The sequence below is a fragment of the Caldanaerobius polysaccharolyticus DSM 13641 genome, assembly GCF_000427425.1.
Classification (GTDB): domain Bacteria; phylum Bacillota; class Thermoanaerobacteria; order Thermoanaerobacterales; family Caldanaerobiaceae; genus Caldanaerobius; species Caldanaerobius polysaccharolyticus.
In genome coordinates, this window is sequence record NZ_KE386495.1 from 1029100 (window position 1) to 1052090 (window position 22991).

The window sequence follows — 22991 nt, forward strand, 5'->3', positions numbered from 1 at the left end:
GCTGTGTTGAGAAAAGATCTTCTGGGTTTGAGGTTTTTGACATCAAGGGAGATAGAGGAAATTTTAGAGCTGGCTTTGGATATGAAAAAAGCTTTAAAGTACAGAAAAGACGTTGCGTCTACTTTAAAAGGTAAAACCATGGTTACTCTCTTTTACGAACCTAGCACGAGGACGAGAACATCTTTTGAATTGGCAGGGAAATATCTAGGTGCCAATGTGGTGTGTATAGAAACAGCTACGAGCAGCGTAGCTAAAGGGGAATCGCTAATCGACACGGCGAGGACTTTAGACAGCATGGGGGTTGACCTCATCGCCATAAGGCATTCTATGACAGGCGCTCCCGGCATTGTCGCAAGGGAAGTAAAGGCCAGCGTTATAAATGCCGGGGATGGTATAAATGAGCATCCCACTCAGGCCCTTTTAGATATGCTTACGATCATGGAGAAAAAGGGGCGGCTAAAAGGGCTTACGGTAGCTATTGTAGGCGATGTGCTCCACAGCAGGGTAGCACGTTCTAACATATTTGGAATGAAAAAAATGGGAATGAACGTAAGAGTTGCCGGGCCTTCTACTCTTATACCACCTGGCTTAGATAAGCTGGGGGTGGAAGTTTATAGCGATGCCGATGAAGCTGTAAAAGGCGTTGACGTGGTTATGGCTTTGCGAATTCAGCTGGAAAGGCAAAAAAGCGGTTTGTTTCCGTCGTTGAGAGAGTTTTACAGGATGTACGGCATTGACGAGAAGAGAATGGCTTTAGCAGCTGATGGGGCTATTTTGATGCATCCGGGCCCTATGAACAGGGGAATTGAGATATCGTATGAAATCGCCGATGAGAGGGTATGTACTGCTGAGGAGCAAGTAACCAATGGAGTGGCTGTGCGTATGGCATTGCTTACGTTGCTGTCTGAAAGGGGTATATCCTATGAAAATATTGTTTAAAGCAGGCAGGATCGTAAATTGCGATGAAGAGAGGGTTTGCGATCTCCTGATAGAGGGAGACCGGATAACGGCTATAGGTGAAGGTATAGAGGATAAAGATGCGTTGACTTTTAACGCCATGGGATTATTGATTATGCCAGGCTTTGTAGACATGCACTGCCACCTGAGGGATCCCGGTTATGAATACAAAGAAACTATCAGGACAGGTACTATGGCAGCAGCCCACGGCGGGTTTACCACAATAGCGTGCATGCCTAATACCAATCCGGTGGTGGACAATAAGGTGGTATTGGAATACATCCTGTCTAAGGCCCAAAAAGAGGGCGTGGTAAATGTACTGCCTATTGGTTGCATAACAAAGGGATTGAAAGGAGAAGAGCTTTCAGAGGTTGGGGAACTGAAGGAAAATGGCGCTATTGCATTGTCTGACGATGGCAAATCAGTGATGAACTCAGGGCTTATGAGAAGAGCGATGTCTTATGCTAATATGTGGAATATGCTGGTTATATCCCATTGTGAGGATTTGAACATAGCAGGAGATGGAGTCATGAACGCAGGTTATATGTCAACGCTGTTGGGCCTGAAAGGCATACCTGCTGAAGCGGAAGAGGTGATGGTATCGAGGGATGCTATTCTGGCTTTGCATACGGGAGCAAGGCTTCACGTGGCTCACGTAAGTACGAGAGGTTCTGTAGATGTCATCAGATGGGCCAAGAAATTAGGTGCTAGAATAACAGCAGAGGTTACGCCTCATCATATCTCGCTTACTGATGTGGAAGTCGATGGCTACAATACAGATACCAAAGTCAATCCGCCGCTGCGCACCGAGGATGATATAGAAGCCTTGGTAGAAGGGCTTAAAGATGGAACCATTGACTGCATCGCTACAGATCATGCCCCTCATGGTATACAGGATAAAAGCGTGGAATACGCCAAAGCCGCATTTGGTATATCAGGATTGGAAACGGCGTTTTCAGTGGTGAATTCGTACCTGGTTAAGAAAGGATATATCGATTATAAGGATGTAGTCAGGCTTATGTCGACAAATCCTGCAAAGATTCTGGGATTAGACAGGGGTTATATAAAAGAAGGAGCTGTCGCCGATATAGTTGTTATTGATCCTGAAAAAGAGTATGTGGTGGATAAAAATAAGTTTTATTCCAAAGGCAAAAATACTCCTTTTGATGGAAGGGCTTTAAAGGGCGTTATTAAAATGACCATGGTAAGTGGTAAAGTGGTTTACGACAGCGAAGGAGGAATTGTATGTTAATGGACGATCTTATCCACGCTATAGAATCAAAAGGCAATTGTCTTGCGGTAGGGCTTGACACCCAGTACGAATACGTGCCTGATGGGATGAAAAATGGCGATCCTGTAGATTCGATGTGGCGGTTTAATAAAATGGTAATCGATGCGGTATGGGATATTGTGGCGGTGATCAAAATTCAAATAGCTATGTACGAACAGTATGGAGCAGCGGGTGTAGAGCTTTTTTATAAAACTTCTGAGTACGCCAAACAAAAAGGGCTGTACGTCATTGCTGATGTAAAAAGAGGTGACATATCATCTACCGCAGCTGCTTATTCTAAGGCTTTTCTTACAAGGGCTTATATAGATTTTGTAACGGTAAATCCCTATATGGGTTACGACGCTGTAAGGCCTTTTATAGAAGATTGTTTGAAATACGATAAAGGAATATTTGTTTTGACGAAGACCTCCAACGCCTCTTCTGCTGATATTCAAGATCTTATTTCAGAAGGGCGGCCGGTATACGAACATGTGGCCTTAAAAGTAGATCAGTGGGGTAAGGATTATATAGGCAAAAGAGGTTATTCCTTTGTGGGAGCAGTAGTTGGCGCCACATATCCTGACGAGGCGAAAAGGTTGAGAGAATTAATGCCCCATGCTTATATACTGGTACCTGGATACGGAGTCCAAGGCGCTACAGCTAATGATGCGGCAATGGCTTTTCACAAGGGTGGTTTGGGTGCCATAGTAAATTCGTCTAGAGCAGTGCTTTTGGCGTATAAAAAGCATCCCGAGATGGCTGCTGAAGAGGGTATAAGGTTTGAGGTTATAAAAATGAGAGATGATCTCAACAGAGCGACGGGAGGTGTTTTGTAGTGCGGGCGTATCTTTTGCTGGAAAATGGCATGTATTTTGAGGGGGAGTACATTGGCTCCCGCGGTGAAGTTGCGGGTGAGGTGGTTTTTAACACGGGCATGACGGGTTATCAGGAAGTGCTTACAGATCCGTCTTATTACGGCCAGATCGTCACCATGACATACCCCCTCATAGGCAATTACGGCATAAACGAGGAGGATTTTCAGTCTTATAGACCTCATGTGAGGGGTTTTGTAGTAAGAGAAGCCTGTGAGAAACCCAGTAATTTCAGGTGTAAGTACACCCTTGATGAATACCTTAAAGTCAATGATATAGTGGGCATTCAAGGCGTTGATACCAGAGCGATTACCAAAGTTATAAGGGAAAAAGGCACTATGATGGCCATGATAACATCGGAAATCACCGATATGGGGAAAAAGCTTAGCTTCCTGAAAGACTATATTGAAAAGGATCACGTGAAATATGTGACGGCAAAAGAGGTTTACCGCATACCAGGGAAGGGACCTAAAGTAGCGGTGGTAGATTATGGTTTAAAAGCTAATATAATTGAGAGCCTAAAACTGAAGGGAGCGGATATAACGGTATTTCCTGCTACCAGCAAAGCCTCTGATATCATGAGCATAGCGCCGGAAGGAGTTTTATTGTCCAATGGTCCCGGTGACCCTAAAGATGCGAATTATGCGGTGACGGAGGTGAAAAAGATTATAGGCAAGGTACCTATTTTTGGCATATGCCTGGGTCACCAGATACTATCCTTGGCTCTTGGGTGTGATACCGCCAAGCTAAAGTACGGACACAGGGGATGTAATCATCCTGTGAAGGATTTAAGAAATGGCAGGACTTATATAACGTCCCAAAACCATGGGTATGCCGTTGTGCCTGAGAGCTTGCCAGAAGAAGTAGAGATAACGCACCTAAACGCAAATGATGGCACGATAGAAGGGATTAGGCATAAAAAATTACCAGTATACAGCGTACAATTTCATCCTGAGGCGTCGCCTGGTCCTTGCGATACATCATTCCTTTTTGATGAATTTATAAATATGGTGAAAGAGGAGGGCGGTATATGTACAGAAAAGTGATGGTAATAGGATCAGGTCCCATAGTAATAGGGCAGGCGGCGGAATTTGACTATTCAGGAACTCAAGCCTGCCGCTCTCTCAAAGAAGAAGGTGTGGAAGTTGTGCTGGTAAACAGCAATCCAGCTACTATAATGACTGATCCGGACATAGCCGATAGGGTGTATATAGAGCCTTTAAAGCTAGAAGTGATAAAGAACATTATAGCGAGAGAAAGGCCTGAGGGATTGTTGCCAACCTTAGGTGGTCAGACGGGGTTGAATTTGGCTGTAGAGTTGGCAGAATCAGGGTTTCTTCGCCAGTACAATGTGGAACTTATGGGGACAACGCTTGAATCCATTAAAAAAGCAGAGGATAGGGATGAATTTCGCAAAGCCATGATGGAAATCGGAGAACCTGTGCTTCCCAGTCATGTGGCCAATGATGTGGATAGCGCTGTAAAAGTAGCCACAGAGATAGGTTACCCTGTTATAGTAAGGCCTGCCTATACCCTCGGCGGGACAGGAGGTGGAATTGCGTGGGATGAAAGACAGCTGAGGGAAATAGCGTCTTCAGGTTTACAATACAGCAGAACCCATCAGGTGCTCATAGAAAAAAGCGTATACGGGTGGAAAGAAATCGAGTATGAGGTTATGAGGGATGGCAAAGGCAATTGTATAACGGTCTGCAATATGGAGAACATTGACCCTGTAGGTATTCATACCGGTGACAGCATAGTGGTGGCTCCTTCACAGACGTTGTCGGATAAAGAGTACCAGATGCTAAGACGGGCAGCCCTTAAAATAATCGATGCTTTAAAGATAGAAGGGGGCTGCAATGTGCAATTTGCCCTCAATCCAGAAAGCTTTGAGTACTACGTCATAGAGGTGAATCCGCGGGTTAGCCGTTCCAGCGCCTTGGCTTCTAAGGCTACCGGTTATCCTATCGCGAAAGTGGCCGCGAAAATAGCTTTAGGGTACAGCCTTGATCAGATAAAAAATGGGGTTACCGGCAAGACTTACGCGTGTTTTGAGCCGTCCATAGACTACGTAGTAGTAAAAATACCTAGGTGGCCCTTTGACAAGTTCTGCAGCGCTGACAGGAAATTAGGCACGCAGATGAAAGCTACAGGCGAGGTGATGGCAATAGGTACGTCTTTTGAGTCCGCTTTATTGAAAGGAATAAGGTCTCTGGAAATAGGAGTGGATCACCTGTGGCAAAAAGATATGGCTGAGCTTTCTAGAGATGAGATTATCGCAAAAGTCAAAAAGAAAGACGATGAGAGGATATTTGCAGTGGCAGAGGCTATGAGAAAAGGGGTATCTATTGATGAAATACATCGCATAACCCATATAGATATGTTTTTCCTCAGTAAGATATCTAATATTATAACGATGGAGAGGGAATTGGTTTCCTCGGACATAAGTAAGGATTTGCTTTTGAAGGCTAAGAAAAAGGGATTTTCAGATAAAGCTATTGCGAGGTTAAAAGGTATAACAGAGGATGAGGTAAGGAAAATGAGGATACGGTATGGTATCTTGCCTTCTTATAAAATGGTGGACACATGTGCGGCAGAGTTTGAAGCAACATCACCTTATTATTACTCTACTTACGATGGGGTTGACGAGGTATCTCATTCAGACAAGCCTAAAGTGGTAGCTATAGGTTCTGGACCCATAAGAATAGGACAGGGTATAGAATTTGATTACTGCCTTGTACATTCTATATGGGCATTGAAAAAGATGGGGTATGAAGCGGTGGTCATAAACAATAACCCTGAAACCGTCAGCACGGATTTTGACACATCTGATAGGCTGTACTTTGAGCCGTTGACGGTAGAGGATGTATTGGCTGTCATTCAAAAGGAAAAACCTGAAGGGGTATTGGTACAGTTTGGAGGTCAGACGGCTATAAAATTGGCAAATGCCCTTGCTAAGCTAGGGATCAAGGTATTGGGCACGAGTCCCGACAGCATAGACAGGGCTGAGGATAGGGATAAGTTTGACGACCTTTTGGAGTTATTGGACATGAAGCGCCCCAAGGGCAAAGGAGTCGTGGGGTTAAAAGAAGCTTTAAAGACAGCCGGCGAGCTGGGTTATCCTGTTTTGGTCAGGCCATCGTATGTGTTGGGTGGCCAAGGGATGCAGATAGTTTATTCAGATGAAGATTTGAGCAAATACGTAAAGGCCGCTCTTAACATCTCTGATGAATTCCCCATACTAATCGACAAATACCTTATGGGAAAAGAAGTGGAAGTAGACGCTATATCTGATGGAGAAGACGTATTGATACCCGGGATAATGGAGCACTTGGAGCGGGCAGGCATCCATTCAGGCGACAGTGTATCGATATACCCTGCGATAACGATAAGTCAGGAAATGGTGGATAAAATCGCAGACCATACCCTTAAGCTGTCCAGGGTGTTAAACGTTAAAGGCCTTATAAACGTGCAGTACGTTATATATGAGGATGAACTGTATGTAATAGAGGTAAACCCCAGGTCCAGCAGGACAGTTCCGTATATAAGCAAGGTGACTGGCGTTCCTATGATAGAACTTGCCACAAGAGCGGCTATGGGCAAAAAGATAGCAGATATGGGATATGGTACAGGGTTGTACAAAAAAAGCGGCAAATATGCTGTTAAGGTGCCGGTGTTTTCTTTTCAAAAATTGCCGCTAGTGGAGGTAGCCTTGGGTCCTGAAATGAAGTCTACTGGTGAAGTTTTAGGGGTATCGCCGGATTTTACACAAGCGTTGTACAAAGGCATGAGCGCAGCGGGCATAAATATTCCTCAAAGAGGGAACGTGCTTATAACGGTGGCGGATGTGGACAAAAGGGAGATAACAGAACTGGCCAAGGAGTTTGCTATGCTGGGATTTAACATAATGGCTACAAGAGGGACAGCTGAGTTTTTAAATAAAAATGGGATAAAAGCCCAGGTGGTATCAAAGCTGGAAGATGGACATCCTAATATAATTGACCTTATGGAGCAGGGGATGATACAGGTTGTCATAAATACGCCTACCAGGGGTAGGGAGCCTATGAGAGATGGATACCATATAAGAAGCAAGGCCATAAAGCTATCTATTCCGTGTATTACCTCTGTAGATACGGCGTTTGGGCTACTGAGGTGTATAAAGTCTAAGATGGATTTGGGCATGCTAAGCGTATATGCCTTGGAGAGCGAAGGTGCTGTAAATTGACGTGCAGAGTGCTCTTTAATAATTTGATTGCCAGGGATATATATAGGCTGGCTTTTAGCTGCGCTGATATTGCCAGGTCTGCAAGCCCCGGTCAATTTGTACACGTAAAAGTAAATGACACTTCCCATATATTGAGAAGGCCTTTCAGCGTAAGCGATGTGATAGGCGATGTGGTATACATCGTATACCAGATAAGAGGCGCTGGGACACGAGCACTTTCTCAGCTTAAACCCGGGGATGAGATCGACGTAATAGGGCCTTTAGGAAGGGGATTTGATGTAGATAAGGTGAAAGACAAAGCATTGGTTGTAGGGGGAGGACTGGGTATAGCTCCAATGGTATATCTAGCTAAAACCCTGGGAGAGAAAGCCCGGATTTTTTTGGGGTATAAAAACCAGCTTTTTCTTTTGGACGAATTTAATAGCCCTATTGTGTCCATAGAATCAGGGGAATACGATTATAAAGGGCTTATCACTGAACTGGTAGAGGGTTATTTAAAACAGTGCGAATTTACACCTGACATCATATATGCTTGTGGACCTGTGGGAATGTTAAAGAGCATAAGAGCTTTATCGCAGCGTTACCGTATACCCTGTGAGATTTCTCTGGAAGAGCGCATGGGTTGTGGAATAGGGGCATGCCTTGTCTGCTCCTGTAAGATAACATCAGGAGAGAGCTGGCATTACAAAAGGGTGTGTGCAGATGGACCTGTGTTTACAGCAGATGAGGTGATTTTTGATGATTAACATGGAGGTAGAGGTAGCAGGGGTAAAGATGAAAAACCCTGTTACCACGGCGTCGGGGACCTTTGGACACGGTGTAGAGTACGCCAGGTATGTAGATTTAAACCGTCTGGGAGCTATTACGGTAAAAGCTGTGACGTTGCAGCCGAGAGAGGGCAATCCCCCTCCGAGAATTGCCGAAACCCCTTCTGGAATACTGAACAGCGTGGGGTTGCAAAATCCGGGAGTTGAGGCGTTTATAAGAGAAGAACTGCCGGAACTGATAAAATACCGCATACCTATTATCGTAAACGTAGCTGGCAATAGCATCCAGGAATATTGTCAGGTAGTAGAAAAGCTAAACGACCTTCCGGTGTCAGCTTTTGAGATAAATATATCCTGCCCCAATGTGAAACAAGGCGGTATGGCTTTTGGATTAGATCCCGCTGTAATAGAGGAAATTACCCGTGAGGTAAAAGAACGCAGTAAAAAAGCTGTGATTGTAAAGCTGTCACCTAATGTCACCAGTATCGTGGATTGTGCTTTAGCGGCGTGTTATGGTGGGGCCGATGGCCTCTCCCTTATAAATACCCTTTCGGGTATGGCCATTGATGCAGAATCCAGAAGGCCTGTATTAAGAAATGTGACGGGAGGCCTGTCAGGCCCTGCGATAAAACCCATAGCCCTCAGAATGGTGTATGAGGTCTATAGGGCTGTAAGGAATGTGCCTATAATCGGTATGGGTGGGATAATGACGGGAATTGACGCGGTGGAATTTATGCTGGCAGGTGCTACCGCTGTGGCAGTGGGCACCGCTAACCTTGTAAATCCCACTGCAGTTATTGACGTTATTGATGGTATATGGGATTACATGCAAAGGCATAATATCAAAGACGTAAGGGAGATCATAGGTGCATTAGAGATTTAATATAAGAAAGGAGATAAAAAATGGAAAAGGAAAAGGTATTAGAAATATTGAGGAAAACTGGTGCTATGTTAGAGGGACACTTTCTACTGACCTCTGGCAGGCATAGCGATAGGTATATCCAATGCGCCCGTGTTTTTCAGTATCCATTATACTGTGAGATGCTCTCAAGGCATCTGGCGGATTCTTTTAAAGGAGAGAAAATCGACGTGGTTGTCGGACCAGCTATAGGAGGTATTGTGTTTGCCTACGAGGTGGGAAAGGAGCTGGGCGTGAGGTCAATTTTTGCCGAAAGGGAAAATGGCATCATGACGTTGAGGCGCGGATTTGAGATCAAAGAAGGCGAAAACGTCCTTGTGGTGGAGGATGTGACCACTACTGGTGGTTCGGTTAAAGAGGTTATCCAAATCGTGAAAGATTACGGTGGCAATGTGATAGGCGTGGGTTCTCTTGTGGATAGGAGTAATGGAGAGGTGAACTTTGGAGTAAAGTTCGTACCTGTTATCGTGCTGGATGTTAAATCTTATGAGGCTCAGAACTGTCCTCTTTGCAAGCAGGGCTTACCTCTGGTCAAGCCGGGGAGCAGGAACCTCAGATGAGTGCCTTGGAGTAGAACAAGAGGAGTGATATAATTGTGGTGAGATTTTTACACGAAAGAGGGATACTGCTTTGGAGGTGTTTAAACAGCTCAATTTAGATAAAGAGAGTTCACAACCTCTTTATATGCAGCTTGTAGATCAGATAATTCGGCTAATAGAGGAAAGCAAAATACAAAAGGGATTTAAGCTTCCACCGGTGCGCAAGCTTGCGGAATTTTTGGATGTAAACACTGCTACAGTGGCCAGCGCTTACAGATTCTTAGAATCCAATGGATACGTCTATACTAGGGTGGGAAGCGGCACGTATGTGGCAGATCAGAGCAAAAAAAGCAGGGAGATTATCGATAAACTAAAGCTTTTAGACCAGGGACAGCTGGTTGTGACACCAGGTATGATAAATTTTGCTAGTGCAACTCCTGCTCCTGACCTGTTTCCCGTAGAAGACTTTAAAAATATCATAAATGAAGTGTTAGATAGAGATGGAGGTTTAGCTTTTAGCTATCAGGAAAGCAAAGGGTTCAGGCCTTTAAGGGAATCGATATCGGATTTTCTAAAACTGTACGGGATTAAAACATCTCCAGATGATATACAGGTTATATCAGGAGGCCAGCAGGGTATAGATATACTGTCCAAGGCCATGTTAAGGTATGGAGATTGTGTATTTGTAGAAAGTCCAACGTATAACGGAGCTATAGCTGCATTTAAGTCAAGGGGTGCCAATATAATAGGTATACCTTTGCGCAGAGACGGCATTGATCTGGATGTTTTGCAGGATAGGCTCAGAAGCAAAAGACCTGCGTTTATATACGTGATGCCTGGATTTCAAAACCCCACAGGCTATTGTTATTCAGAAGAGAACAAAATAAAACTGTTGGAGCTGGCGAAAAAGTATGATACGTATATTTTAGAAGATGATTACCTGAACGATTTAGATTATTCCGACCAAGGCATAAGACCCATAAAGTCATACGACGATGGGGGATATGTGATATATCTTAAAAGCTTTTCCAAAATATTTATGCCAGGTTTAAGACTGGCTTTTCTCTCTTTGCCTCAGAAATTAAGCGGTGAGGTAATTGCAGCCAAGCATATAACGGATATTTCTACGGCAGGTCTGACTCAAAGGGCTTTTGACCTGTTTTTGCGCAAAGGCCTTTGGAAAAAGAACCTCGAGTATATAAAAAAGATATACCGTTCTCAAATGATGTACGTGTGTGAAAAGTTAAAACTTATAAAAGAAATTCAATTTGAGAAACCCCGTGGTGGTTTGTATTTGTGGCTGCAGTTGCCAGAAGGGTATTCGTCTGTAGTCTTTTACAGTATATGCCTCAGAAACAACCTGCTTATCGCCCCTGGAAGCCTTTTTTACCCTGATTACAATGATGATACTCATTTCAGGTTGAGCTTTGCATCCCTCTCCCGGGAGGAGATAAATAGAGGCATAGACATGCTTGGAGAGTCTATTAAAGAGCTGACCGGTGAATCTGAAAATAAAATTATGCCTCTTATATAGACCTGTTTTCAACACTTATTTAAATGATATTTTTCGAATAATATTCAGCTGACAGGAAAAAATAAAAACAAAATAAAAACGAGGAGGGATGAATGTGACAGAGAGGGAGCTGCTCGTTTTGCAGGATCAACTGGGTAACGAAGAGCTATTGATTAAAAAGTTTCGAGCATATGCCAGCCAATGCAGTGATCCTGAGATCAGGGATGAGTGCAACAATATAGCGCAAAAGCATGTAAACCACTTCAATACGCTTATGAGACATATCAATAGCGCAGCTGCACAAGGCCAGTATGGTCAGGGTTATATGGCGCAAAAAATGTATTGAATATTAAGAAAAGGAGGTAAGTAAATGTTATCAGACAAAGATATAATAACTGATTGCGTTGTATCGCAAAAATGGATTGAAAGTGCTTACAACTACGCTGCATCTGAATGCTCTGATGTCAATGTAAAGCAGGACATGATGAGCATATTAAACGATGAACATGAAAATCAAATGGTTTTCTGGAACACCATGAACCGAAAAGGCTGGTATAGGCCTTATATGGTGAACCCCAATGATTTAAGGTCGACCCAGGCGCAATTTACCAATGTCCAAAACCAGATAATGGGAGGTGGCTACCAGCAAACACCTCAGTACGCGCAGGCAGGAGGCTATAGCACAGCGGCACAGTATGGCGGACAACAAACCGGTACATATGGTATGCCGATGACAAGTTCGAGTGGTTATACGCCTGCGGGTTCAGTGGAGCAGGTAATGAGGTCCAACATTCAGCAAACGGTCAATCGAATGACCGATATAAATACAGGTACGGGAGCACAGGGTGGCCCAATGGCTGGATACTGGACTGAAATGGAAGGGGAGTACGCGTCAGGTTACAAGACCGGTACCACAGCCAATCAATCCAATACAACATACCAGGGAAGATCACCGATGGAGAGCAGCTATCAGAGGGCGATTCAAGGCGGGCAGGCTCTTGGAGCTGGACAGCCTGGTTATATGACGTCGGGGAAAGGCAGTAGCTATAAACAATTTTCTCAAAATCAGCCCCAGCAGCAAGCTGGTATGACAGCACAGGCAGGTACAGCTGGCTATATGACCAATGTAGAAAAACAGATGCAGGATAACATTCAAAACATTGTGAGAAATTCAATATAGTCTAAAAAGCGATAAGGCTCCAGGCTGATTGGAGCCTTATTCTATCCATTCTTTTAGCGAAGGGTTTGCATCTAATATGGATGCGTATTGCTCTAATATACCGTATTTACCTCCTCTGTCTAATTCCATATACCTTTGATACTTTTTAATTCTGTCCTCCGCCTTGGACCACCCCATGTGTTTTACCCTTATGTCGGCTATGGCGTGAGGTTGTTCAAATATGTTGGAAGGAAATCTGCCGCAGTGAAGAGGTGTTTCTTTCCAAACGTAATTAAATTGCGGCTGATATCTTAGGAGAAACGGCCAGTATTTTGTATGGGCATTCCAGTACATGTCTTCTCGGTAGTGCTTTTCATCCCAGAAATCGTATATTCTGAAACACATTACATCGTAATAAGGCTGGTTAATTATGTTTTTAATGTGTTCCACGATTTTATCTTCTATGATTTCATCGGCGTCAAGGCATAAAATCCAATCGGGGTTGGTGGCTATTACCGACTCCCACAGCTTTTTTCTGAGTTTTACTTCATTATTGAACATGGATGTCTCATTTACGATGTAAATCAATTCCTTTCCTTCAAAAAATTTTTGAAAAACTTCCCTTGTGTTATCATTACTGGCGTCATCTACGATTACGGCTTTGTCGGCGATTTTTGATGCTACTTTTAATACGTCGGTTAAATACCTGCTGGCTTCGTCTTTGACTGTCATTGCCAGTGTAAGGCTGTTTTGATTGACATTAATCCGCCTTTTGTTGGGGAGCACGATGTAGTTATATCTGCCATTTACCTTGTTTAAGGTGTCTTTATACCATTTTAATTCCTCAAGGTCGCTATCTCTGTACATGTGAAATGATGGCCAATGGGTGTCTACAAATAGCTCAAAACCAAGGGCAACTGCCCGTATGCAGAAGTGCCTGTCTTCTCCTTCAAAAGATATATTGTATATTTCATCAAAGGATATACCGGCATTGATTGCTTTTTTGCTTATAAGTGTACATGCTCCCAGCCCTCCTACTCTGTATACCCCTGGCTTTTGAAGTATGTTCAGAAAATCAAAAGTCCTTTTGTTTACCTCTTCTTGCGAAAGTATTTCTCCTTTCTTTCTGGCATACAATCTGTAATTGTCTTCAAGCCATACCTGAGGCAGTTCGATGGAATCGGGGGTCCATTTGGTCCAAAAAATTTCTGAGATTATGTCTTTTTTTGATAAAATAAGTTGTTTTAAAGTCATGGGATGTAGGTAGAGATCTGAATCCACTAAAAAAAGGTAGTCGTAGTGGTTTTCTTTTGCGTATGCTATAATGGCGTTTTTAAATGCCGCTACTTTGCGTATAAGTTGATGATTCCAATAGTGGGTTGTATCATCCTTGCTGTATGAGATGCTGTTCTCGGAAGGCTTTACGATGATACGACAGCCATTTTTCCTGTAATTCTTCAATAATCGCTTTGATTTTGTATCATCATTGTCGTCTATAAACATTATGTCTAATTCTATTTCCTCTGTCTCCAAGTTATTTATGGACTCCAGGAATTCTTTTAAAATGGCATAATCTTGCTTTACCGGGCTACCCAGTAATACCCTGTTCATTTATTTCACTTCCTTTCTTTATCTAATATATGCGGATATATCATTAAAATTACGTCACAATTATATGTTTAAAGAATATATATATATTAGTTAAAGTATTATATATTTTACAGCAATTCATGATTTGGGGGGATTGTATGCCTAATAATATAGTTTTTAATCCTGTGGCTGATCAGTTAAAAACTCTTGTACACGGCCAGACGGCTGGTGGCACCGTCACGGCGCTTTTAACGGATGCCAATGGCAGCCTTCAAACGATAGTCCAGAATGCCTCTGTAACCGTAACAGCTACCAGTTTTGATATAAGGCCTTTATCATATACCACTGATATGGTATCTGTACAGAGTATTGTTGAAACAGTAAACGCCAACATTACAAATACCATTAATATAAGGTCGCTTTCTCCTGCCACAGATACGGTTTCAAATATCCTCTCAGGCAGGGTGTTTACTTCAGCAACTGCATCTATTAACAATGTTACGGGTACAGGGACGTTGCTCCTCGAAGATACTTCGCAAAAGAGGATGTACACCTACTACGTGTATAATACTGGCGCCGCTGCTCTGTCTGTAAAGCTTCAGATAAGTCCCACAACAGCTGAAGAATATTTTATCGATGATCCCAGCGGAGAAATAAGTGTTACTCCAGGGTCGGCTACGACACTGGTAGCGCAGAGGTTCTTAAATTACACCAGGCTTTACTATGATGCTGGTACAGCGACTGTAACGGCTGTTTTTTACTACAACGCTCAGACTTAAATTAAAGGGTGCACCTGGGTGCACCCTTTCTATAGCAGGGAAGAGTGGTGAGTGTATATATGAGTGAACGCCCTTTAATAAGCCTGTGCATGATTGTAAAAAATGAAGAGGCCAATTTACCAAGGTGTCTTGATAGCGTAAAGGATATCGTGGATGAGATAATAATAGTGGATACGGGTTCTACGGACAATACCATTAAAGTGGCGCAAAGGTATGGGGCGCGGGTTTTTAGCGTACAATGGCACGATGATTTTAGCGAAGCGAGAAATGTGTCAATTGAAAAAGCCAGAGGCAAGTGGATACTTTTTATGGACGCTGATGATGAATTAGACTGTGAAGATAAAAGAAAAATAAAGGACCTTTTAATTGACGGTGTAGAAGGCTATTTTTTTAAGACGATAAATTACGTGGGAAAATCCCCGGGAGTAGAAGCGGCTTTGAACATGAATTTTAGGCTCATGAGGAACAGGCCTGAGTATAGATTTGTGTATCCTATACACGAGCAGATAGCTGCGGTCATACAAAAGGTAAAACCTGATGCAAAGCTTATTAACGCTGATATAAAGGTTTATCATTATGGCTATCTCGACGATGAGGTGGCTATAAAAGATAAGCGGGAGAGAAATATGCGAATTATAAGGAAAGTTTTGGAGAAAAATCCTTTTGATGCTTTTATGAGGTTTAACATGGGCAATGAATACTTCGCCCTGTGCGACTACGAAAAAGCCCTCAATGAATACGCGTTATCCCTTAAAAATACCCGTGAAAAAACCGGTTATTTATCTAAGCTCTATGTTAGGATGGTATTGTGTTACAGCGAACTTAAGAGGTACGATGAGGCTTTAAATATTATCGATGTGGGTTTAAAAGACTATCCCAGTTTAACAGACCTAGTGTTTTTAGGAGGGTATATACATCATGTAAATAAAAGGTATACCATAGCGGAAAGGCTATTTAAAAGATGTATTGAAATGGGAGAAGCGCCTTTAGAAATAGGATTCATAATGGGGGTAGGTAGTTTTAGAGCACATCATGCTTTAGGTGAGCTGTATCTTGAATTAGAAGATTACGATGAAGCTTACGCTCATTTTGAGCAAGCTTATAAACAAAATAATTCTTTCACAGAACCTCTTTATAAAATGTGCCATATTCTCGTAAAGACCAAAGGGATATCGGAAGCCAGGAATACCTTTGAGCGCATACTAAACTTGGAAGATTTCAAAGATTTATCACTTTTGATAAGCATCTTTTTGAGGCAAAAAAGGTACGATATATGTCTGGAATATATTAATCGATTGATAAATAACAATATGGGCAACGACGAAATATACTATTTATGCGGCAAATGCCTCTTTAATCTTAAGCGCCTGGATGAAGCATATAGCATATGGAAGCTGGTAAACCGTGAGAGTATTTACTATAATATGTTAATACCTGATCTTATGTTGATGGACTTGATCAAGGGCAGAAGCGATGATTCAGTCGTGGAAGCCTGTAAGAAAATATGGCCAAAGCACTACAGCGTTTTTCAAAGGTTAAGAGATTTGTTAGGGCATAGGCATCCGCAATTGTTAAGCGATGATGCCAGTGATTCAAAGAAATACGCGGATATAATATTTGATATCCTCGACAAACTTCTGTACCTGGAGGAATTTGACATATTTGAGGCTGCCTTGAATCTTTTAAATTTGATAGAGGATAACACGGTTCTTCTGAGATTGGGAAAATTGTATTATAAGTACGGTTTTAAGCGCCATGCAGAGGATGAAATATTAAGGTCTATGAAATTGTTCAACGTCTATGATTGTGAAGCATTGGATTTGCTAAACAGGATATCCATGGGGTGATTTATATGCCCACGTTGGTTATACCGTCGTCAAGTAAGGACGCTCAGATAAATTCTCAGCATCCTACTACAAATTATGGCAGCTTGGATAATATGGGAGTGGGAAGATACGATAATTTTTCAACGCTAAGGGCATTAATTCAATTCGATATAACGTCAATTCCTGAAGGAGTAAGCATAACAAGTGCTGTTATGACGTTAAATGTGGTTTCAATTTACAATTCCAGTATAATCGATGTGGTTACTCCGTATAGGGTAATGCAGGATTGGAATGAGTACACTGTTAATTGGGTCAATGGGCCTACTATAGACAACAATACATTTGGCGGTTCAGTAAACCTTTTTAGTATCGGAGCGTATTCTTGGGATGTCACAAACCTGGTTAAGGGTTGGTACACGGGATTGTATCCCAATTATGGTGTGATGCTCAGATCTTTAGAGACCAGAAATTTTGAAGCAAAAATCATAGCAACCCGTGAATACGCTGATATATCTAAAAGACCATCGCTTACCATAACCTACGAGGCTACTAACCTTTTTTCCCTCTACGGGAGATTAAAGCATTCTGATACACAAACAGTAGTTACATCGGATTCATATGCTGGGGGTAATGTATACAATACCTCAGAGATGAGCATGTACACATTTTTTATCAAAAACAACGGTATGAATCCAGCTAAAGTTAAACTGCAGATAAGCCCTGATGGACAAAATTGGCTTGATGGTAGTGAATCTGTTGTGGTATTATCAGGGGAAATGAAAGCCCTTGTTCCTTACATCTACGCTCACTATTCTAGATTATCGTATAAATCCCTTAACAATGGTGAGCAAACAAATATTACCATTTGGTATCAATCTCATGTTTGAATTTTTCATGAATTTATTTTTATGAGTATGGCAAAATAAAAATAAAGTACCAAAGGGAGGTTATAACATGGCAACAAAAGAACAATTAAATGCTGTGGGAATGAATTGCCCTGGTTTTGCCAGGGATGATTCCCTTTACTCTGCGGTTGATTTAAAGGATACATTGGCCAATGGCGACAGAAGCTGCGCTATATGTAAGCAGTGGGATGTGCGAAAGCAAAAGTGCAGGATAAACCTGTTTGACCAGGTACTGACGGGGTTGGACCAGACTTAAAGGCCATCCCCTTTTTTATTGCCGTAAAAAAGTGATAAAATAAAATTAAGACTATCAAATTATATGGAGGTATTGCGATGACTTTTGATAAGTTGATAGATGATATGGCAGCGGATATAATAAAGTCTACTCAAGAAATATTGAGATACAAGAGCGTAAAAGGCAATCCAATGCCAGGAGCTCCTTTTGGTGAAGGTGTTAAGCTTTCTCTGGATTATGTTTTGAGCCTTGCCGAGAAAATGGGCTTTGAAGTTAAAAATCTGGATGGTTATGCGGGGTACGCTCAGTACGGCGAAGGCGATGAGATGGTAGGCATTTTAGCGCATCTTGATGTGGTACCTGAAGGAAGTGGCTGGACATATCCACCTTATGGAGGAGAGATACACGATAACAGGATATACGGAAGAGGTGCAATAGACGACAAAGGGCCTGCCATAGCTTCGCTTTACGCTTTAAAGGCCGTTAAGGATTCCGGTGTTTCCCTTAAAAGAAAGGTGAGGATTATTTTTGGTACTAATGAGGAAACGGGTTGGGGGGATATAGATTACTACAAGGGCCACGATCGGTATCCGGATTTAGGATTTACACCCGATGCTAATTTCCCGCTGATCTACGCGGAGAAAGGGATATTGACGTGCAAAATAGAGATGGATTTTGAAAATCGCAAAGAGGGATATGTGGAATTAAAGCGCCTAAGTGGCGGTAGCGCTGCCAACATGGTGCCTGACTATTGCGAAGCGTACTTGTGGGTAGAGCCGACAAAGAAGGATTACACAAAAATGTTGATTATGAGAATAGCTAGTGAGGATAGTGTAAACATAAAACTATCGGAAGACGACGGCGGAATAATAATAAAATCCTATGGAGTAGCTGCCCATGGAAGCACACCGGAAAAAGGTGTTAATGCGATTATGCAGCTTATAATGATCCTGTACAGGTTGGATTTTGCCAAAGACGATGTGTATCAGTACATAACTCATTTTGCAGAAAAAGTGGGAATGGATTACACAGGCAAGAGCATGGGCCTTGACATCCGCGATGACATCTCCGGCGGTTTGACTTATAATGTAGGGGTAATGCACATTGATGATAAAAGAGGTTATGCAGAAATAAATATAAGGTACCCTGTTACTAGTCGAAAGGATGTGGTTGAGGGGATTATTAAAGAGCAGCTGCCATCCAGATTTAAATACACGTATTTAAATGGCTTTGAACCGCTGTATGTATCGACGGATAGTGAGCTTACAAAAAAATTAATGGATGTCTACAGAAAAGCTACCGGCGATGATGTCAGCATGCCTATTGCTATAGGAGGGGGGACGTATGCCAGGGCTTTTAAAAATTTTGTGGCTTTCGGCCCCGTGTTTCCGGGAGGAGTAGAGCTGGCTCATCAACGGGATGAATATATAGATGTTGATCACCTGATTAAACTGGTCAAGATATATTCTATGGCCATATACGAATTGTGTAATATCTGATATAATGATGGCATACTGTGACATAAGGAGGAGAATGAGCTGGTGGCAGAGAAGGTAGTTGAATGTGTTCCCAACTTTAGTGAAGGGAGAAATAAGGATGTTATGGATGCGATAGCAAGCGCCATTAAAGCTACAGATGATGTTAAGTTGCTGGATTATTCAGGAGATCCAGATCACAACAGGAGCGTATATACCTTTGTGGGCAAGCCGGAGGCCGTAGTAAAGGCGGCTTTTAATGCCTGTAAGGTTGCGGTTCAACTTATAGATATGTCTAAACATACGGGAGAGCATCCCCGAATGGGAGCAGCTGATGTTGTCCCTTTTATACCTATTTCAAATGTATCAGTACAGGAATGCGTGCAATTGGCAAAGAGATTAGGTGAGCTGATAGGGAAAGAGCTTTTCGTACCTGTTTATCTGTACGGATACGCTGCTACGAGGCTTGAGAGAGTGGATCTTTCTGAGATAAGAAAAGGCCAGTACGAGGGCTTTTTTGATAAAATAAAAAGTCCCCAGTGGACGCCTGACTTTGGCCCCAGCGAAGTAAATGTAAAAAGCGGGGTTACGGCAGTTGGCGTAAGGAAGCCTCTTATAGCCTTTAATGTAAATTTAAATACTGATGATATAAAAATCGCACGGCAAATAGCTAGGGCTGTAAGGAACATTAGCGGGGGATTGAGGGGTGTTAAGGCGCTAGGGATGAAACTTAATAAAAGCGGCATGGTTCAGGTATCCATGAATCTGGTTGATTACGAAAATACTCCTATATATCGCGCCTTAGAGCTTATTAAGGTTGAAGCAAAGCGCTATGGGGTTTCGGTGGTGAGCACAGAAATAGTTGGCCTTGTACCCCTCAAGGCCATCGTGGACAGCGCAAAATATTACATGCAACTGGATAACTTTGACGAAAGTAAGATACTAGAGACAAGGCTGTACGAATGATCTACGATGTAGTTTGCTTTGTTGCCTGTTGTTCCAATTTTTTTGTGTTTTCTACGATGCGTGCTATATTTTTATAAGCCTTTATTGAGCCTAAAGCCACAATAGGCCTGCCTAATGCCGTCAACTTCAATGTGCGGGAAATAAACCCGCCTATTTTCATAGTTAGGTTGACGGCATGGGAGGTATCTACATCCAGAAATCCATCGGTGTTTTTATAAATTTCATAGTAAAGGTCTTTTAGCGCAGGTATTATCATATCCTTTTGATTTTTTACGCCCATGGAGCAGATGGTATTACCAAATTCATCCGTACCTATTTTCATTATTCTCCCGTAATCCTGTGATGTCAGTTGGTCAAATAGAGGGAGGCTTTCAATGTGTTTTCTGTCGGGTACGCTGTCCATTGGTAGCTTGTTTAAGTGTATCCAGCAGGCGATAATGGAGCTATGACTTCCTCCATAGCAATGGTAGAGTATTATCATATCTAGATATCACCTCATAATTATTGTTGGCCATTAGCGATCGCTTATTCATTTGTGACTATTCATAAAAATTTAAATTCGTTAAGTATTCATAAAGTTTTTGAAGGAATTTTTAAGTGCACAGAGAATATTATAATTATAAATAAAGGTAGAAAGGTGTGTTAAACTGTGTTAAAGCGCAATTGTGCGGGAGGAGTTGTTTTTAGGGGGGATAGCGTTTTTCTATTAAAAAACGAGAAAAACGAGTGGGTACTGCCCAAGGGTGTAATTAGAAATGGCGAACTTGCCGTAGATGTAGCATTAAGGCGAGTTAGAGAAGAAACTGGCTTAAAAAACCTGAAGATTATCTCATCTGCTGGTGAAACAAGTTATGAATTCTTTTCTATTACTAGGCAAATCCCTGTGTGCAACGAGATCGTATGGTATATCATGGTAACAGATGACCAGTCTTTTAACATAAGCAGAGAAGATGGATTTTCTGATGGAGGGTTTTACCCTATTGACGAAGCGTTGCTTAAAATAACTTACAGCCAGGATAAATCGCTAGTGAATTTATCTTACAGAAAATATAGGGATATAATGCTTCAATTGACCAAATGACTTTTTGCCTTTAAGGTTTGCTGTGGTGCGTTTTATCTTGTAACGCCTTTTTTTTTATTATATAATTAAGCAGGGGTTTTTGTATGCTAGATGAATTCATGACGGTGAGAGATGAAGGAATAGCAGAGATCACCATAAATAAATCGCGCTTTATTGGGCACGCTAAATATACCCCTGATGAAACAACTGCTCGGCTGTTTATAGAGAGCGTAAAACAGCGACATCGCGATGCGACTCATAATGTATACGCTTATGTTTTAGGTAATGGTGGCGAGATTCAGCGGTTTAACGATGACGGTGAACCCTCAGGCACTGCTGGAATGCCTGTTTTGGAAGTTATAAAGAGGGAAAAATTAATATATGTGACAGTGGTTGTTACCCGCTATTTTGGGGGTATATTGCTGGGAGCAGGGGGTCTCATAAGGGCTTATGCTAAGGGCGCGAAAATTGCCCTGGATGCTGCTGGGATAGTTAAAAAGGTTTTGCACGCGAGGGTTTGTGTAAAACTGGATTACTCCCCGTGGGGAAAGGTGCAAAACTATATTGTAAAGCGAAAAATAAAGGTCGCCGATGTTCAGTACGCAGATAACGTTACGTTTTGCGTTTTAGTGCCTGATGAAAGAATAGATCAGTTAAGGCAGGATATTTTAGAGATGACAGACGGCAGGGCTCAAATAGAAATAGATGGTTATGATTACTGCGAAGTGGGGTGATGCACGTGCAGAGTTATATAGAGGACGCATTGGAGAAAAAGATATGGGCAGTGGTAGGAGTAAGCCCCAAAAAAGAAAAGTATGGGTATAAAGTCTACAAAAGTTTAAAAGATAAAGGGTATCAAGTTTACCCTGTAAATCCGTTATATACAGATGTAGAGGGAGATAAGTGCTATCAGAGCCTTAGATTTTTGCCAGTAGTACCGCAGGTTGTAAATATGGTTGTGGCACCTAAGTTTGGAAAGCAGTATGTAGATGAAGCAGGAGAACTGGGAGTGGAGTACATCTGGTTCCAACCTGGTGCAGAAAGTCCTGAACTTGTAAATGCTGCGGAGTCAAAAGGGTTAAAGGCTATATACGGCGCCTGCGTTCTCCTTCAATCAAGGTGATTTTTTATTGTTTTTGTAAAGTATCTCATAAATCCCCATAAACAGTAAAAATATCGAAAACATCTTTTTAAGCAGGTGTGACGAAAGGCTTACTGCTATACATGATCCTAAAATGCTTCCGATTACGCCGCCGGGAATTAATGCGGCTATTACTGAAAACAGCAGGTTGCGGTTTTTGTAATGGCTTATTAAGGCTGAAATAGCCATGGGTATAAAAGCTATAAGGTTAACGCTCTGGGCGTAATGCTGGTCTATACCGCTAAATACGTTTAATGCAGGGATGAGTATAGTGCCGCCACCTATTCCCATTCCGCCTACTATACCGGATAAAATTCCTATTATAAAAAATATCAAGAGAACCACATCCTTAAGGCTGCTATTATCATAAAGGCGCCAAAGATCTTTTTTAATAAACTTGAAGACAATTTATTTAATAGCCTCGCTCCAATGTATCCGCCAAGTACGGTACCAAGTCCCACTTTAATAGTTAGGGGAATATCGTATACCCCTTTTTCTATATAGATAAACGAGCTGATGATCGTAAGGGGCAGGATTACGGCTATTGCTGAGGCATGAGCTTTATGATCTTCTATGAGAAATAAAAATACAAGAGCAGGCACAACAATGGTACCTCCTCCTGATCCAAAGAGGCCATTTAGGATTCCTGTTATAAAGCCTAAGGTTATTAATCCTGCTGTTTTTTTCATATGCCATTATCACCTTTCTATTATTATTTACAGCAAACGACACCGTATACCTTAAGCAGTCAAAGCTCGACGAGTTTACACTCAGGGTATAGTATGATAAAATG

At 42.1% G+C, this 22991-nt stretch carries 24 protein-coding genes; 20 read left to right on the plus strand and 4 right to left on the minus strand.

All coding sequences use genetic code 11. The features are described 5' to 3' along the window. Positions 1-3 precede the first annotated feature (3 nt). The 11 genes from CALPO_RS0111550 to CALPO_RS0111600 all read left to right on the plus strand — a co-directional run bounded on the left by CALPO_RS0111550 (position 4) and on the right by CALPO_RS0111600 (position 12242). Positions 4-939: an aspartate carbamoyltransferase catalytic subunit gene (locus CALPO_RS0111550; protein ID WP_026487463.1), complete on the plus strand. Its 936-nt coding sequence runs from the start codon at positions 4-6 to the stop codon at positions 937-939. Further along, positions 923-2209, plus strand: coding sequence for a dihydroorotase (locus CALPO_RS0111555; protein WP_026487464.1), 1287 nt, complete (start codon positions 923-925; stop codon positions 2207-2209). The genes CALPO_RS0111550 and CALPO_RS0111555 overlap by 17 nt, the downstream gene beginning before the upstream one ends. After that, a complete protein-coding gene (gene pyrF / locus CALPO_RS0111560) occupies positions 2203-3063 on the plus strand; it encodes an orotidine-5'-phosphate decarboxylase (protein WP_026487465.1) in 861 nt (286 codons plus the stop codon). Before CALPO_RS0111555 ends, pyrF begins: the two co-directional genes overlap by 7 nt. After that, complete coding sequence (locus CALPO_RS0111565) at positions 3063-4145, plus strand: carbamoyl phosphate synthase small subunit (protein WP_026487466.1); 1083 nt, start codon at positions 3063-3065, stop codon at positions 4143-4145. Before pyrF ends, CALPO_RS0111565 begins: the two co-directional genes overlap by 1 nt. Beyond that, positions 4130-7324 (plus strand): carbamoyl-phosphate synthase large subunit, encoded by a 3195-nt coding sequence (carB, locus tag CALPO_RS0111570; protein WP_026487467.1) that lies wholly within the window; start codon positions 4130-4132, stop codon positions 7322-7324. Before CALPO_RS0111565 ends, carB begins: the two co-directional genes overlap by 16 nt. Then, positions 7321-8070, plus strand: coding sequence for a dihydroorotate dehydrogenase electron transfer subunit (locus CALPO_RS0111575; protein WP_026487468.1), 750 nt, complete (start codon positions 7321-7323; stop codon positions 8068-8070). The genes carB and CALPO_RS0111575 overlap by 4 nt, the downstream gene beginning before the upstream one ends. Continuing rightward, positions 8066-8974: a dihydroorotate dehydrogenase gene (locus CALPO_RS0111580; RefSeq protein WP_026487469.1), complete on the plus strand. Its 909-nt coding sequence runs from the start codon at positions 8066-8068 to the stop codon at positions 8972-8974. The genes CALPO_RS0111575 and CALPO_RS0111580 overlap by 5 nt, the downstream gene beginning before the upstream one ends. Positions 8975-8994: 20 nt before the next feature. Beyond that, positions 8995-9570, plus strand: a complete 576-nt coding sequence (gene pyrE / locus CALPO_RS0111585; protein WP_026487470.1) for an orotate phosphoribosyltransferase — start codon at positions 8995-8997, stop codon at positions 9568-9570. Between the two features lie 76 nt (positions 9571-9646). Further along, positions 9647-11083, plus strand: coding sequence for a MocR-like pyridoxine biosynthesis transcription factor PdxR (gene pdxR / locus CALPO_RS0111590; protein WP_035172806.1), 1437 nt, complete (start codon positions 9647-9649; stop codon positions 11081-11083). A gap of 94 nt (positions 11084-11177) precedes the next feature. After that, positions 11178-11408, plus strand: a complete 231-nt coding sequence (locus CALPO_RS13890; protein ID WP_245589951.1) for a ferritin family protein — start codon at positions 11178-11180, stop codon at positions 11406-11408. A gap of 24 nt (positions 11409-11432) precedes the next feature. After that, the gene (locus CALPO_RS0111600) at positions 11433-12242 is read left to right on the plus strand and encodes a spore coat protein (RefSeq protein ID WP_026487472.1); all 810 of its coding nucleotides are present in this window, start codon (positions 11433-11435) and stop codon (positions 12240-12242) included. 36 nt (positions 12243-12278) lie between these two features. On the opposite strand, the gene CALPO_RS0111605 is transcribed toward CALPO_RS0111600, so the two are convergent. Then, positions 12279-13832 (minus strand): glycosyltransferase, encoded by a 1554-nt coding sequence (locus CALPO_RS0111605; RefSeq protein WP_026487473.1) that lies wholly within the window; start codon positions 13830-13832, stop codon positions 12279-12281. Between the two features lie 137 nt (positions 13833-13969). Here CALPO_RS0111605 and CALPO_RS0111610 point away from each other — a divergent pair, with 137 nt between their 5' ends. The 6 genes from CALPO_RS0111610 (at position 13970) to ftcD (ending at position 19997) form a co-directional block, all read left to right on the plus strand. Beyond that, positions 13970-14590 (plus strand): DUF6385 domain-containing protein, encoded by a 621-nt coding sequence (locus CALPO_RS0111610; protein ID WP_026487474.1) that lies wholly within the window; start codon positions 13970-13972, stop codon positions 14588-14590. A 47-nt stretch (positions 14591-14637) separates the two neighbouring features. Beyond that, the gene (locus CALPO_RS0111615) at positions 14638-16437 is read left to right on the plus strand and encodes a tetratricopeptide repeat-containing glycosyltransferase family 2 protein (protein ID WP_156940188.1); all 1800 of its coding nucleotides are present in this window, start codon (positions 14638-14640) and stop codon (positions 16435-16437) included. A 5-nt stretch (positions 16438-16442) separates the two neighbouring features. Further along, positions 16443-17303: a DNRLRE domain-containing protein gene (locus CALPO_RS0111620; RefSeq protein ID WP_026487476.1), complete on the plus strand. Its 861-nt coding sequence runs from the start codon at positions 16443-16445 to the stop codon at positions 17301-17303. Between the two features lie 67 nt (positions 17304-17370). After that, positions 17371-17577, plus strand: coding sequence for a hypothetical protein (locus CALPO_RS0111625; protein WP_026487477.1), 207 nt, complete (start codon positions 17371-17373; stop codon positions 17575-17577). 77 nt (positions 17578-17654) lie between these two features. Next, positions 17655-19055 carry a dipeptidase PepV gene (gene pepV, locus CALPO_RS0111630; protein ID WP_026487478.1) on the plus strand — a complete coding sequence of 467 codons (1401 nt, stop codon included), beginning with the start codon at positions 17655-17657 and terminating at the stop codon, positions 19053-19055. A gap of 42 nt (positions 19056-19097) precedes the next feature. Beyond that, the gene (gene ftcD, locus CALPO_RS0111635; RefSeq protein WP_035172600.1) at positions 19098-19997 is read left to right on the plus strand and encodes a glutamate formimidoyltransferase; all 900 of its coding nucleotides are present in this window, start codon (positions 19098-19100) and stop codon (positions 19995-19997) included. Between the two features lies 1 nt (position 19998). On the opposite strand, the gene CALPO_RS0111640 is transcribed toward ftcD, so the two are convergent. Then, positions 19999-20478 (minus strand): DUF3189 family protein, encoded by a 480-nt coding sequence (locus tag CALPO_RS0111640; protein WP_026487480.1) that lies wholly within the window; start codon positions 20476-20478, stop codon positions 19999-20001. 168 nt (positions 20479-20646) lie between these two features. On the opposite strand from CALPO_RS0111640, the gene CALPO_RS0111645 reads away from it, so the two are divergent. The 3 genes from CALPO_RS0111645 (at position 20647) to CALPO_RS0111655 (ending at position 22180) form a co-directional block, all read left to right on the plus strand. Beyond that, positions 20647-21078 (plus strand): NUDIX hydrolase, encoded by a 432-nt coding sequence (locus CALPO_RS0111645; RefSeq protein ID WP_026487481.1) that lies wholly within the window; start codon positions 20647-20649, stop codon positions 21076-21078. Between the two features lie 83 nt (positions 21079-21161). Next, complete coding sequence (locus tag CALPO_RS0111650) at positions 21162-21791, plus strand: YigZ family protein (protein ID WP_026487482.1); 630 nt, start codon at positions 21162-21164, stop codon at positions 21789-21791. A 5-nt stretch (positions 21792-21796) separates the two neighbouring features. Next, on the plus strand, positions 21797-22180 hold the full coding sequence (locus CALPO_RS0111655) for a CoA-binding protein (RefSeq protein WP_407638226.1): 384 nt from the start codon (positions 21797-21799) through the stop codon (positions 22178-22180). Here CALPO_RS0111655 and CALPO_RS0111660 read toward each other — a convergent pair. Together CALPO_RS0111660 and CALPO_RS0111665 are read right to left on the minus strand one after the other, a co-directional pair. Then, entirely contained in the window at positions 22172-22534 is a 363-nt protein-coding gene (locus tag CALPO_RS0111660) for a sulfite exporter TauE/SafE family protein (RefSeq protein ID WP_026487484.1), read from the minus strand. The genes CALPO_RS0111655 and CALPO_RS0111660 overlap by 9 nt on opposite strands. Continuing rightward, positions 22531-22887, minus strand: a complete 357-nt coding sequence (locus tag CALPO_RS0111665; protein WP_026487485.1) for a sulfite exporter TauE/SafE family protein — start codon at positions 22885-22887, stop codon at positions 22531-22533. Before CALPO_RS0111665 ends, CALPO_RS0111660 begins: the two co-directional genes overlap by 4 nt. Positions 22888-22991 lie beyond the last annotated feature (104 nt).